This window comes from Subtercola lobariae (assembly GCF_014640255.1).
In the GTDB taxonomy this organism is placed as follows: domain Bacteria; phylum Actinomycetota; class Actinomycetes; order Actinomycetales; family Microbacteriaceae; genus Subtercola; species Subtercola lobariae.
Genome location: NZ_BMGP01000006.1, coordinates 210771 through 224613, shown reverse-complemented (window position 1 = coordinate 224613; position 13843 = coordinate 210771). Strand labels below are relative to the sequence as shown.

At 59.4% G+C, this 13843-nt stretch carries 12 protein-coding genes and 2 tRNA genes; 12 read left to right on the top strand and 2 right to left on the bottom strand.

The genetic code is table 11. From position 1 onward, the window contains the following. The first annotated feature begins 231 nt into the window (after positions 1–231). The 10 genes from dnaA to IEX24_RS16140 all read left to right on the top strand — a co-directional run bounded on the left by dnaA (position 232) and on the right by IEX24_RS16140 (position 11174). Positions 232–1650 (top strand): chromosomal replication initiator protein DnaA, encoded by a 1419-nt coding sequence (gene dnaA, locus IEX24_RS16185; RefSeq protein ID WP_188680087.1) that lies wholly within the window; start codon positions 232–234, stop codon positions 1648–1650. 361 nt (positions 1651–2011) lie between these two features. Next, a complete protein-coding gene (gene dnaN, locus IEX24_RS16180; protein WP_188680085.1) occupies positions 2012–3157 on the top strand; it encodes a DNA polymerase III subunit beta in 1146 nt (381 codons plus the stop codon). A gap of 9 nt (positions 3158–3166) precedes the next feature. Then, positions 3167–4054, top strand: coding sequence for a phosphogluconate dehydrogenase (NAD(+)-dependent, decarboxylating) (gene gnd / locus IEX24_RS16175; protein ID WP_188680083.1), 888 nt, complete (start codon positions 3167–3169; stop codon positions 4052–4054). Between the two features lie 7 nt (positions 4055–4061). Further along, on the top strand, positions 4062–5252 hold the full coding sequence (gene recF, locus IEX24_RS16170) for a DNA replication/repair protein RecF (protein WP_188680081.1): 1191 nt from the start codon (positions 4062–4064) through the stop codon (positions 5250–5252). Next, positions 5245–5775, top strand: coding sequence for a DciA family protein (locus tag IEX24_RS16165; RefSeq protein ID WP_188680080.1), 531 nt, complete (start codon positions 5245–5247; stop codon positions 5773–5775). Before recF ends, IEX24_RS16165 begins: the two co-directional genes overlap by 8 nt. A 122-nt stretch (positions 5776–5897) precedes the next feature. Continuing rightward, entirely contained in the window at positions 5898–7859 is a 1962-nt protein-coding gene (gene gyrB / locus IEX24_RS16160; protein ID WP_188680078.1) for a DNA topoisomerase (ATP-hydrolyzing) subunit B, read from the top strand. A gap of 85 nt (positions 7860–7944) precedes the next feature. Continuing rightward, positions 7945–10503: a DNA gyrase subunit A gene (gyrA, locus tag IEX24_RS16155; RefSeq protein ID WP_188680075.1), complete on the top strand. Its 2559-nt coding sequence runs from the start codon at positions 7945–7947 to the stop codon at positions 10501–10503. Beyond that, entirely contained in the window at positions 10496–10906 is a 411-nt protein-coding gene (locus tag IEX24_RS16150) for a DUF3566 domain-containing protein (RefSeq protein WP_188680074.1), read from the top strand. The genes gyrA and IEX24_RS16150 overlap by 8 nt, the downstream gene beginning before the upstream one ends. Positions 10907–10956: 50 nt before the next feature. After that, positions 10957–11030: transfer RNA gene (locus IEX24_RS16145), tRNA-Ile, on the top strand. 71 nt (positions 11031–11101) lie between these two features. Further along, positions 11102–11174: transfer RNA gene (locus IEX24_RS16140), tRNA-Ala, on the top strand. 134 nt (positions 11175–11308) lie between these two features. Here IEX24_RS16140 and IEX24_RS16135 read toward each other — a convergent pair. Next, positions 11309–11830 carry a hypothetical protein gene (locus IEX24_RS16135; RefSeq protein ID WP_188680072.1) on the bottom strand — a complete coding sequence of 174 codons (522 nt, stop codon included), beginning with the start codon at positions 11828–11830 and terminating at the stop codon, positions 11309–11311. Positions 11831–11972: 142 nt separating this feature from the next. On the opposite strand from IEX24_RS16135, the gene IEX24_RS16130 reads away from it, so the two are divergent. Next, the gene (locus IEX24_RS16130) at positions 11973–12512 is read left to right on the top strand and encodes a peptidylprolyl isomerase (protein ID WP_188680070.1); all 540 of its coding nucleotides are present in this window, start codon (positions 11973–11975) and stop codon (positions 12510–12512) included. Continuing rightward, entirely contained in the window at positions 12509–13378 is an 870-nt protein-coding gene (locus IEX24_RS16125) for a rhomboid family intramembrane serine protease (protein ID WP_188680068.1), read from the top strand. The genes IEX24_RS16130 and IEX24_RS16125 overlap by 4 nt, the downstream gene beginning before the upstream one ends. A 123-nt stretch (positions 13379–13501) precedes the next feature. Here the strand turns inward: IEX24_RS16125 and IEX24_RS16120 are convergent, their stop codons facing one another. Continuing rightward, the gene (locus IEX24_RS16120) at positions 13502–13744 is read right to left on the bottom strand and encodes a cell division protein CrgA (RefSeq protein WP_188680066.1); all 243 of its coding nucleotides are present in this window, start codon (positions 13742–13744) and stop codon (positions 13502–13504) included. Between the last annotated feature and the right edge of the window lie 99 nt (positions 13745–13843).

Sequence of the window (13843 nt, the reverse complement as noted above, 5' to 3'; positions counted from 1 at the left end):
CTTAGAGTGCCAATGGTCAAACTGCCGACACTCAAACGCACAATTATCCACAGTGCACGCACAGGTGCTGTCGATGACACGCGGTGTGCATGAACAATGAACTTGATCTCGCTCCTACCAATCACTAGCTTAGATCCCTAGGTTTGTGACGGTGATGTGGGGAAGCAGTCACGCAATCGCAGATCCTCCCTCGCTTTCACGGGGTAGCCTTTCCCTCTCGACAGGAGCTCCATGGCCGACGATCCCGGTTCACCGGAAGCCAATTGGCGCACGGTTCTACAGACTCTGGCTTCTGACGAGCGCATCACGCCGCAGTTGCATGGTTTTCTGGGGCTCGTGGTGCCCAAAGGCATCATGGCTGGGTCGTTCTACCTCGAGGTGCCGAACGATTTGACGCGCGGGATGCTCGAGCAGCGCATCCGCGTGCCGCTCTTGTCTGCTCTCGGCAAACTCGACGATTCTTATGGGGTGACCAACTTCGCGGTGGTCGTGAATCCCGACATCAGCGGCGATGACTATCTCCAGCCCGCCGAAATCATCGAAGTTCTGCCCATCATCGCCGACACGTCACCCGTACAAGAGACGGTCGGCCCGCTTCGAAACAACGACACGCGCCTGAACCCGAAGTACAGCTTCGACAACTTCGTTATCGGCGGCTCGAACAGGTTCGCTCACGCGGCGGCCGTCGCCGTCGCCGAAGCGCCCGCCAAAGCGTACAACCCCCTGTTCATCTACGGTGACTCGGGGCTCGGCAAAACCCATCTGCTGCACGCCATCGGTCACTATGCCATGAGTCTGTACCCCGGCGTGCGGGTCAGATACGTCAGTTCAGAAGAGTTCACGAACGACTTCATCAACTCGATCGCCAATAACAGGGGCGCCGCCTTTCACTCCCGTTACCGTGACATCGATCTTCTGCTCATCGACGACATTCAGTTCTTGCAGGGCAAGGCCGAGACGCAGGAAGCCTTCTTCCACACCTTCAATACCCTGCACGACCACAACAAGCAGGTCGTCATCACCAGCGACCTGCCACCGAAACATCTCACCGGCTTCGAAGACCGCATGCGCACACGGTTCGAGTGGGGTTTGATAACGGATGTTCAAACCCCCGACCTCGAAACGCGCATCGCCATTCTTCGAAAGAAGGCGCAGAGCGAGAAACTCCAGGTACCTGATGAGATTCTCGAGTACATGGCATCGAAGGTCTCGTCGAATGTGCGCGAGCTCGAGGGAACGCTCATTCGTGTCACCGCGTACGCAAGCCTCACTCGCAACGCGGTCGACCTCGCGCTGGTGCAGACCGTTCTGAAAGACCTCATCACCCTCGACGACGACAACGTCATCGCGCCGGTCGACATCATCGGCCACACCGCTGACTACTTCAAGCTGTCAGTGGATGATCTGTACGGGTCATCACGATCACAGGCCATTGCCACCGCCCGACAGATCGCCATGTATCTCTGCAGAGAACTGACCTCGCTGTCACTTCCCAAGATCGGCCAGCTGTTCGGTGGCCGCGACCACACCACCGTCATGTATGCCAACAACAAAATCGGCAAGCTGATGACGGAGAAGCGCTCGATTTACAACCAGGTCACCGAAATCAGCACCCGAATCAAACACAATCAGCGCTACAAAGGCGTCTGAAAGTCGGTCACAAGACAATTCCACATGATGTGCACAACCCTGTGTATAACCACGCTCCGGGTGTTGATGACATGTGGAGGGCTGTGAGTGAACCTGAGCAGTCCCCTCCCTCACACCTCGGTAATTACAAGAAGTTTGCCCCTACTCTCTACATCTCACACGGTTGTAGTTCTCAACTAGATACTGTGATTTGCGGCAGTTCTCCACATATCCACGTCGGTTAAGAAGATTAATCATTAACCAATTAATTAGCTGCCCAATAACTTTCTCCGGTTACGGCTATGCGCCGACAAAACGTCGCACGCCAGCTCGGCCTACCGGATAGCATTGACCGACAATTACGTTCAAACTGAGGTGACGCGTGAAGTTCCAAGCCAACAGAGACGTTTTCAGCGAAGCAGTGTCGTTCGCCGTCAAGCTTCTGCCGCAACGAACCACGCTGCCGATCTTGAGCGGCGTGCTGATCGAGGCCAGCGGTGACGGCTTGACCCTCTCGTCGTTCGACTACGAGGTGTCATCACAGACGCAGATCACTGCAGACGTCGAAGAGCCAGGCCGCGTGCTCGTGTCGGGTCGTCTGCTCTCAGACATCGCGAATCGTCTGCCGAATGCACCGGTGCGGTTCTACACCGAAGACACGCACATCATCGTCACCGCCGGCTCAGCGAAGTTCACACTGCTGAACATGCCGGTAGAGGAATATCCGAGTCTGCCCCTCGTCGGCGAAGAGTCGGGGCTTCTGAAAGCCGACGACTTTTCAGCCGCCATCGCCCAGGTCGCCGTAGCTGCCTCACGCGACGACGTGACTCCTGTCATCACCGGCGTTCAGCTCGAGATATCAGACAACAGCATCTCGTTGGTGGCGACCGACCGGTACCGGGTGGCGGTTCGAAACATCGAGTGGGATTCGGGCACGTCAGACATTCAGACGGCAACCGCACTGGTACCCGCACGCACGCTTCAGGAGATCGGCAAGACCTTCGGCAACAGCGGCACGATCTCGGTGGCGATCACGAACACAGACGATCGAGAGCTCATTGCCTTCAAGGCAGATCGCAAGACCGTGACGTCACTGCTCATCAAGGGCAACTTTCCGCCGGTCAAGCGACTGTTTCCCGAGACGGTCGACAACTACGCCGTCATCAACACGGCCGACCTGATCGAAGCGACAAGGCGTGTGTCGCTTGTACTCGAGCGCGAGGCTGCGCTGAGATTCACCTTCACGATCGATGGCGTCACCCTTGAAGCCATCGGGTCTGAGCAGGCCCAGGCGTCTGAGTCGATCGACGCGCTGCTCACCGGCACCGACACCGTGGTTTCGTTGAAACCACAGTTCTTACTCGACGGCCTTGGTGCCGTGCATTCCGAGTACGTTCGCATCTCGTTCACGAAGACCGACAACCCCAATAAGCCGGGACCGGTACTCATCACGAGTCAATCATCTAAAGACCAGCCAGGGTCAGATGACTACAAGTACTTGCTTCAACCAAATCTGTTGCTTCGATAGGAGATCATCGTGAACCTCGGACTCATCGGCCTCGGCAAAATGGGTAACAACATGCGCGAAAGACTGCGCGAAGCGAAGATCGATGTCGTGGGCTTCGACAGCAATCCGGCTGTCAGCGACGTTCCCGATCTGGCTGCCCTCGCTGCGGCTCTACCCGCACCGCGCATCGTGTGGGTGATGGTGCCTTCCGGCAAGATCACCGACTCGGTCATCTCAGACCTCGCAGCGGTTCTCGAAGACGGCGATCTCATCATCGACGGCGGCAACTCACGATTCACTGACGACTTCAGGCACGCCGAAGAACTCGCACCCAAGGGAATCAGCTTTGTCGACGCTGGTGTCTCGGGCGGCATCTGGGGTCTCAAGAATGGCTACGGCCTGATGGTCGGCGGCAAGCAAGAAGATGTCGAGCGGGCGATGCCCATCTTCGACGCGCTGCGCCCAGAGGGCCCGCGTGCCGAAGGCTTCGTACACGTCGGAGAAGTGGGTGCTGGGCACTACGCAAAAATGGTGCACAACGGCATCGAGTATGCGCTCATGCAGGCCTACGCCGAAGGTTACGAGCTGCTCGACACGAAGAAAGACATCATCAAAGATGTCACGGGCACATTCAAAGCCTGGCAGCGCGGAACCGTCGTTCGGTCGTGGTTGCTCGAACTCCTTGTTCTCGCCCTTGAAGAAGACCCGGAATTCGTCGACATCGAAGGCTATGTCGACGATTCGGGTGAGGGTCGCTGGACTATCGAAGAGGCGATTGCAAATGCCGTTCCGGTTCCGACCATCAGTGCCTCGATCTTCGCGCGGTTCGTTTCTCGACAAGAAGACTCGCCCGCTATGAAGGCCGTAGCCGCCCTGCGTAACCAGTTCGGCGGTCACGCGGTCAAGAAGGCCGACTAACGCGCGGGTGCTAGTCACACACCTCAGCCTCACCGATTACCGAAATTATGCGCGGGCAGAGGTGGCGCTGCGCCCGGGTGCGAACCTGTTCGTTGGCAGCAACGGTCAGGGCAAGACGAATTTGGTCGAAGCTCTCGGTTACCTCAGCACCTTGGGGTCGCATCGAGTGTCGAACGATCAGGCACTGATTCGAAGCAGTGAGCAGGCGGCGATCATCCGGGCTCGGCTGCAGCACGACGGCCGCGAGGTCTTGGTCGAGGTGCAGATCAACCGGTCTGAGCCCAACCGCGGGCAAGTCAACCGTTCTGCGGTCAAACTGCGCGAGGTTCCCCGGTATTTCTCGAGCGTGCTTTTTGCGCCCGAAGACCTTGCTTTGGTTCGGGGCGACCCGTCAGGGCGCAGACGTTTTCTCGACCAGTTGCTGTTCGCTCGCACTCCGCGATTGGCCGGCGTCGCAACCGATTACGAACGGGTGCTTCGGCAACGCAACACCCTCTTGAAGTCTGCTCGGTCGTCGGGACTCAAGGGCGCTCAGCTATCAACGCTCGACATTTGGGATGATCGGCTCGTCGTGCTCGGGTCAGAACTCATTGCCGAACGAGACGCTCTCGTTGCCCGGCTTCGGCCGTTCGTCGAGAGGGCCTATCTCGCGGTGGCGGGTGCTGACCACTCGCCACGATTGAGTAGCAGGCTGAGCATCCTGTCGCCAATAAACGGCGACGACGAGCTGGCCGAAGTCGACGAGGGTGCGTCACCCTCGCGATGGGGTTCGCCGTTTCAGCGGCACGAGATCGAAACCGAGTTTCGTGTCGCCCTGGCACGGGTGCGCAGGCAAGAACTCGAGCGGGGAGTGACCCTCAGTGGGCCGCACCGAGACGACATTCTTTTTCAATTGAATGGTTTACCGGCAAAAGGGTATGCAAGTCATGGTGAATCGTGGTCGTTTGCTCTCGCGTTGAAACTCGCCTCTGCTGATCTGCTGCGAACAGATTCTTCTTCTGGTGACCCCGTGGTGATTCTCGACGATGTTTTCGCCGAGCTCGATCAGGCGAGACGAGCCCGGTTGGCCGCCGCCGTGGCCGATTACGAGCAGGTATTGATCACGGCTGCGGTTTTCGGTGATGTTCCCGCTGATCTCACTGCGCACACCGTGCGCATCGCCTCCGGAACGATTGTGGATGAACCGAGCGATGACTGAGCTAGGTGAGGCGAACGCCGGTGTGGAGCAGCCCGCGGAGCCCGTGTCTGAGACACGATCGGTTTACGCCCGGTTCAAGCGGGTCTTCGGCGATGCGAAGTCGACGACCCGCCCCCATGCGCGGCGAAACCGACTTTCCGCGGGCGATTCGGTGCCTTATGGCGGCGGCCGAGACCCCAAAGGTATCGGTTCGGTTGTCGATGGTCTCACAAGCGACCTGGGCTGGGCGGCCTCGTTGGCGAAGTCTGATCTGATGCTCGCGTGGCGTGAGATAGCGGGCGAAGAGACGGCCGAGCACAGTCATCCGACAGAAATAACCGACTCTGTTCTGAGCATCCAATGCGATTCGACGGCCTGGGCGACGCAGTTGAGATTAATGCGCACCATGATCATGACGCGTATCGCTGTGGAGTATCCCGATGCGGGCATCGAGTCAATACGCTTTCTTGCCCCCGACGCTCCCTCATGGAAAAGAGGCTCTAGATCAATTCCAGGGCGGGGCCCTCGCGATACTTACGGTTAGGAAGGCAAAACTGGTCACCCTATCGAAATAAACCCGTCAGAACGCCGCCAAAGCCGCCGAAGCAGTGTGATGTTTGGTAGAATAAAGGGTCGCCCGCCGTAAGTTTTGGAGCCAAATAATTCATGACATCACCACTAGACCAGTCTGACTCCGAAACCGAATACGGCGCCGATGCGATCCAGATTCTCGAGGGTCTCGAGGCGGTTCGAAAGCGGCCTGGAATGTACATCGGCTCTACCGGGCCGCGGGGTCTGCACCACCTGGTTTATGAGGTAGTCGACAACTCGGTAGACGAGGCGCTCGCTGGCTACTGCGACACCATTCTGGTCTCCATTCGTAAAGACGGTGGCCTGCGTGTTATCGACAACGGTCGCGGCATACCTGTCGACTTGAATGTCAGCCAGAACAAATCGACCGTCGAGGTGGTGCTGACTATCCTGCACGCCGGCGGAAAGTTCGGCGGCGGCGGGTACTCGGTTTCGGGCGGCCTGCACGGCGTCGGCATCTCGGTCGTGAACGCCCTGTCGGCAGAGCTCGACGTAGAGGTGCGACGTCAGGGGCACGTGTGGCGACAGAGCTACAAGCACGGAATTCCCCAGGCTCCACTATCGCAAGACGAGGTGTCAACCGAGACGGGTACGACGACGACGTTCTGGCCGAGCGCCGAAACGTTCGAGACGACCATCTTCGACTACGAGACGCTTCGCGCCCGCTTTCAGCAGATGGCCTTCTTGAACAAGGGTCTGCGCATCACGCTCACCGACGAGCGTGGTGAAGAAGATGTGGTGGTCAGTTATCTCTACGAGAAGGGGCTCGTCGACTACGTCGAGTACTTGAACCGCGCGAAGAAGAACGAGCTGGTGCACGACGAGGTCATCTCGTTTGAGAACGAAGACACCGAGCGCAAAATCTCGCTCGAGGTCGCCATGCAGTGGACCAATGGGTACACCGAAAGCGTGCACACGTACGCGAACACCATCAACACCCACGAGGGCGGAACCCACGAAGAGGGGTTTCGTGCCGCGCTCACGTCGTTGGTGAACCGGTATGCCAGAGACAAGAGCATCCTGAAGGAAAAAGACGAAAACCTGACGGGCGATGATATTCGTGAAGGCCTCACCGCAGTGGTCTCGGTGAAGCTCGCTGAGCCGCAGTTCGAGGGCCAGACGAAGACCAAGCTCGGCAACACCGAGGCGAAGGCGTTCGTGCAGAAGGTTGCCGGCACCGAGCTCGCAGACTGGTTCGATCGCAACCCGACTCAGGCGCGCGACATCATTCGCAAAGCCATTCAGGCATCACAGGCTCGCATGGCCGCTCGTAAGGCTCGCGAACAGACCAGACGTAAGGGTCTGCTCGAGGGCGGCGGAATGCCGGGCAAGCTCAAAGACTGCTCGAGCAGAGACCCCGCGAAGAGCGAGATCTTCATCGTGGAGGGTGACTCGGCCGGCGGTTCGGCCATTCAGGGCCGAAACCCCGAAACCCAAGCCATTCTGCCGTTGCGCGGCAAGATCTTGAACGTCGAGAAGGCCAGGCTCGATAGGGCGCTCGGCAACAACGAGGTTCAGGCCATGATCACCGCATTCGGTGCGGGCATCGGTGAAGACTTCAACCCCGACAAGGCGCGCTACCACAAGATCGTTTTGATGGCAGATGCCGATGTCGACGGTCAGCACATCACGACTCTGTTGCTCACTCTGGTGTTCCGCTACATGCGACCGCTGATCGAGCTCGGTTACGTGTACCTCGCCATGCCGCCGCTCTACCGCTTGAAGTGGACGAACGCGCCGCACGAATACGTCTACTCCGACACCGAACGCGACGCTCTGCTCGAGCACGGCGCCGCAGCCGGCAAGCGAATTCCGAAAGACAACGGAATCCAGCGCTACAAGGGTCTGGGTGAGATGGATTACCGCGAACTGTGGGACACCACGATGGACCCAGACACCCGCACACTGCGCCAGATCACGCTCGACGACGCGGCGGCGGCCGATGAGATCTTCTCCACTCTGATGGGCGAAGACGTGGAGTCGAGGCGCAATTTCATTCAGAAGAACGCCAAAGACGTTCGGTTTCTCGACATTTAGGCTTGGTGCCACTCGATGCGACGGGCTTCGGCCAGGGCATCCGGCAACCACAGCGACGAACTCGGCACACGACAGATAGAGAACGATGACTGACGAAACCCCCACCGGCGACGAGATCGCTCCCGACTCGCGCGGAGCCACGACCGACCGCATCGAGCAGGTAGACCTTCAGCTCGAGATGCAGCGCTCGTACCTCGACTACGCGATGAGCGTCATTGTCGGGCGTGCATTGCCCGACGTGCGAGACGGTTTGAAGCCCGTTCACCGCCGTGTGATCTATGCGATGTACGACGGCGGGTACCGGCCTGATCGGGCCTTCTCCAAGTCTGCTCGCGTTGTCGGCGAGGTCATGGGTCAGTTTCACCCGCACGGCGACTCGTCGATCTACGACGCGCTCGTTCGACTGATTCAGCCGTGGAGCCTGCGATACCCGCTCGCTCTCGGGCAGGGTAACTTCGGTTCTGCGGGCAACGACGGTGCTGCCGCCCCGCGGTACACCGAGACGAAAATGGCTCCGCTCGCGCTCGAAATGGTGCGCGACATTCAAGAGGAGACCGTCGACTTTCAAGACAATTACGATGGCCGCACGCTCGAGCCCGTCGTGCTGCCGGCGCGCTTTCCGAACCTGCTCGTCAACGGGTCGGTCGGTATCGCGGTGGGTATGGCCACGAACATTCCGCCACACAACCTGCGTGAGGTCGCCGCGGGCGCCATTTGGTACCTCGAGAACCCCGATGCGACGCGTGAAGAGCTGCAGAATGCACTCATTCAGCGCATCAAGGGCCCCGACTTTCCGACCGGTGCGCAGATTCTCGGTGTGAAGGGCATCCACGATGCCTACCGCACGGGCCGCGGGTCGATCACCATGCGTGCCGTCGTCAGCGTCGAAGAGTTGCAGGGTCGCACCTGCCTGGTGGTCACCGAGCTGCCTTACCAGGTGAACCCCGACAATCTCGCGATCAAGATCGCCGAGCTGGTGAAAGACGGCAAGGTCAGTGGCATCGCCGACATTCGCGACGAGACCTCGGGCCGCACCGGCCAGCGACTCGTTATCGTGCTGAAGCGCGACGCGGTTGCCAAGGTGGTGCTGAACAACCTGTACAAGCACACGTCGTTGCAAGAGAACTTCGGCGCCAACATGCTCGCCATCGTCGACGGCATTCCGCGCACGCTGCCGATCGACGGGTTCATCACCGAGTGGGTCGCCCACCAGATCGACGTCATCGTACGCCGCACGCAGTTCAGGCTGCGCGAGGCCGAAGACCGCATGCACATCTTGCGCGGGTATCTGAAGGCTCTGGATGCCCTTGACGATGTCATCGCGCTCATCCGTCGTTCAGAGACCGTCGACGACGCCCGTACCGGCTTGATGGCGCTGCTCGAGATCGACGAGGTTCAGGCCGACGCAATTCTGACGATGCAGCTGCGGCGATTGGCTGCGCTCGAACGCCAGAAGATCCACGACGAGGCCGACGCACTGCAGCTGAAGATCGACGAATACAACGCCATTCTGGCGAGCCCGACGCGCCAGCGCGAGATCATCGTCGAAGAGCTCACCGAGATCGCCACGAAGTTCGGCGACGACCGGCGCACCGAGATCATGTTCGGGTTCGACGGCGACATGAACGTCGAAGACCTCATTCCCGAAGAAGAGATGGTGGTCACGGTCACCCGCGGTGGCTACATCAAGCGCACCCGCAGCGACAACTACCGCAGCCAGCACCGCGGTGGCAGGGGCGTCAAGGGTGCCCAGCTGCGGGCAGACGACGTGGTCGAGCACTTCTTCGTCACCACCACGCACCACTGGCTGCTGTTCTTCACGAACAAGGGCCGGGTCTACCGTGCGAAGACCTACGAACTACAAGAAGCGGGTCGCGACGCGAAGGGTCAGCACGTCGCCAACCTGCTGGCGCTGGCACCCGACGAGCAGATCGCCCAGATTCTCGACATTCGTGACTACAAGGCGGCGACGTACCTGGTGCTCGCCACCCGCGACGGGCTCTTGAAGAAGACGGCGCTGAACGAATACGACACGAACCGTTCGGGTGGCATCATCGCGATCAACCTGCGTGAAGACGACGAGCTTGTGTCGGCGCTGCTGGTCGAAGAAGATTCGGATGTTCTGCTCGTCTCGAAGAAGGGCATGTCGATTCGCTTCACCGCCTCGAACGAGTCACTGCGACCGATGGGTCGCTCGACCGCCGGCGTCATCGGCATGAAGTTTCGCGACGACGACTTCTTGCTCGACGCCTCAGTCGTGTCTGAAGACGGGTTCGTCTTCGTGGTGACCGAAGGTGGGTACGCCAAGCGCACGTCTGTCGACCAGTACCGCATCCAGGGCCGAGGCGGTCTCGGTATCAAGGTGGCCAAGCTGCAGGATGCCCGGGGAGACCTTGCCGGAGCGCTCATCGTCGACGAAGAAGACGAGGTCTTGGTGGTTCTTGCCAGCGGCAAGGTGGTACGCTCTGCCGTGGCCGAAGTCCCGGCTAAAGGCCGAGACACCATGGGTGTTGTCTTCGCACGATTCGCCGATGAAGATCGCATAATCGCGCTGGCCAAGAACACCGAACGCACCGTAGTTTCGGAAGACGCTGCCTCGGCAGAACTCACCGAAGATGCCGGAGAGGAACCCATCGATGAGTAGCAATGTGGCCGAGAAGCTCGCCAAGAAGTCATCTAGACCCGCCCAAACGAAGCAAGTACGGCTGCGTCTGGTGTACGTCGACTTCTGGTCGATCTTGAAGCTGTCGTTTCTCTGGTCGATCATTCTCGGCATCGTGACGGTGGTGGCTGCGTTTCTCATCTGGTCGCTACTGAACCAGACGGGTGTGTTCAACTCGATCAACAGTGTGCTCACCGAAATCGCCGGGCAGGGCAACTTCAACCTCAACGACTTCGCGTCGCTGGGGCAGGTGATGGGCTTCGCGGTGATCGTGGCTATTCTCGACGTGATCGTGATCACTGCACTCGGTGCTATTGCGGCCGTTCTCTACAATCTGACTGTGAAAATCACGGGCGGGGTCATGCTCGGTTTTACGAACAAGTAGGTTTTGGGTAGGATAACAAGGTTGCGTTTTACGAACGCGACAGCCCACTCGGGGGTATAGCTCAGTTGGTTAGAGCGCTTCACTGATAATGAAGAGGTCCCAGGTTCAAATCCCGGTACCCCCACTGTGTTTGCTAAACACCGTGTTTACAAAACACTGCGTGTTTAGCAAACACATCTAGACAGCAACCCCTCTGGGGCCTTAGCTCAATTGGTAGAGCGCCTGCTTTGCAAGCAGGAGGTCAGGAGTTCGATTCTCCTAGGCTCCACGAAAACCAAAAATGCCGGCCTGAGCCGGCATTTTTCGTTTTGGCGTCGCGCGGTGTTTATTTTCTGGCTTGCACTTCTGGCACGAAGAAGAGGACCAGCCACGTTTGTGGCTGGTCCTCTTCTTTTTTGGTTGTTAGGAGGCGGGGGGAGTGTCTAGCTCGTCTTCGCTGATCCAGAGCTCGTCATCTGCGCGGAAAGTCTGCCAGACGGCGTAACCGATGCCGGCGGCGGCGGCGACGCCGGCTGCGATGGCGAAGTACAGGCCGATCGAGTGACCCTTCTTCACGGGTGCAGGCGGCTGCAGCTTGGCGAGAGCGCCTTTGACGAACGCATTTTCAGAAATGCCGAGAGCAGCGGCGGCTGAACCGACGGTGCCGCCGACAGCGGGGAAGACGTCAGACGTGAGCCTGGAGCGAACCTGATCGCTGGCGTGCTTCGCAGAGGCCACGTTGCGAGCAGCGTTCTGCGCGAACTGGCTCGAAGCGGCCTGAACACGAGGTACGACCTCCTCCTTGGTCAACGCTGCAGCTTGAAGCTTCGCCTCGGCTGCAACATGGTTGGCCCGAGTGAGAATGTCTTGCTGGTCGAGCCACAGTTCTCCTGCGCTCTTGCGCAGACGCTTGAGCGCCTTCGTACGCTTACGGGTGAGACTCATTGGAAACCTCCATCGGCTGAGAACGGCATCGTTGCAATCTTGCCATGCTATTGCTTCTACCCACGCATTGCGTGCCTGACTATCGGCTATCTTTACGCTGACGCTTGACTGAACGCAACCTGCCGTGTGTGAGAATTGAGGCATGGCCAAGCACACCCACGTCGCAACGCTCCACACGAACCTCGGCGACATCACTGTCAACCTCTACGGCAACCACGCCCCGCAGACCGTCAAGAACTTCGTCGGTCTCGCATCAGGCGAGCGCGAATGGACCGACCCGAAGACGGGCACAGCCACCACGGCAAAGCTCTACGACGGCAGCATCTTTCACCGCATCATTCCGGGCTTCATGATTCAGGGCGGCGACCCGCTGGGCAATGGCACCGGCGGCCCCGGTTACCGCTTCAACGATGAGATCAGCCCCGACCTGAACTTCAGCGAACCGTACATTCTCGCCATGGCCAACGCTGGCATTCAGGGCGGCCAGGGCACGAACGGCTCACAGTTCTTCATCACCGTCGGCCCGACCCCGTGGCTGCAGGCGAAGCACACCATCTTCGGCGAAGTGGCTGACGACTCGTCGAGGCGCATCGTCGACAAGCTCGCCGCAGTCGCCACCGACTCCTACGACCGTCCGCTCGACGCCGTCGTGATCGAAAGCGTAGACGTCACCGAGGCGTGACAACTCCCTATAACCCCGACAACTACTGCTACCGGCACCCCGACCGGCAGAGTTTTGTGCTGTGCCAGCGCTGCGGGCGCACGATCTGCCCGCAGTGCCAGGTGCAGGCTGCCGTCGGCGTGCACTGCGTCGAGTGTGCGAGAAGCGACAGGCAGAGTCAGCAGTACAGTCGGCCGCCACGGCTGGTTCGTGCCGCTCGGGCCTCGGTGCGGTCATCCACTGCCCCGGTGGTCACCTATGCGCTGATCGGCATCTCGCTCGTCATCTACCTGCTCGAACTCTTTCCGGGGCTCGGGGTGGCTCAGGCGCTGCTGTACGCACCGGTGTACACGCACCCGGGAATCGGGTTTCCGTTCGAACCGTGGCGAATGCTGACCTATGCGTTCGTGCAGACGCCGTTCACCCTGAACAATCCGCTCAGCATTGTGAACATCTTGTTCAACATGTTCTCGCTGTATATCTTCGGGCGAATGCTCGAGCCGATGATCGGGCGCTGGCGGTTCGCGCTGCTCTACGTCTTCTCGGCAATCGGCGGCGCTGTGGCCGTGGACTACCTGGCTTCACCCACGACGGCCGTGATCGGTGCCACCGGAGCGATTTTCGGCCTCATTGCGGGGCTGTTCTTCATCGCGCGCAAGCAGGGCGGCAATATGTCGCAGCTGATCGTGTTGGTGGTGCTGAACCTCGTGCTGGCGTTCATCGTCGGCGGGGTGTGGCAGGTCTACATCGGCGGGCTGGTTTTCGGCGCGCTGACCGGGTTGATCTACACGCAATTCAGCCGGCGAAGTCAGAAGAATACCGAGATTCTGATGCTGGTGGGGCTTGCTGCGCTGATCGTAATTCTGACCGTGGTTCGGTCGTTTTAGGCGTTCAATAGGCGTTTATCTAACCGGCCGTGCCGAGTTGTGCACAGAGTTATTCACACTGGGGATAATTACACCGGTGTAATTGCCCCGCGAGCGTGACGAGTGGTCAGCGCCGACGGGTTGTCAACGCCACCGAGTGGTCATCAAGAACCCGATGAATGCGACGCCGAAACCGATGAGGATGTTCCAGCTACCGAGATCGGGAATGGGAAACGTGCCCTGGCTGACGTAGAACACGATGATCCAAGCGAGCCCGACGAGCATGAAGCCGAACATGACGGGCTTGTACCAGACGGGGTTGGGTGTCTGGTCGTCACTCGAACGTTGAACGACTTGCTGGGAGGAACGGGTCTTGTCGCGGGCCATGCCGATGATTCTAGCTGGGAATGCTGATGGCCTGTCGAAACTCGTAGTGAAGTAGCCTGTTAGTAACTCAGCTTCGCTTCACCTCGACCTCGTAACATG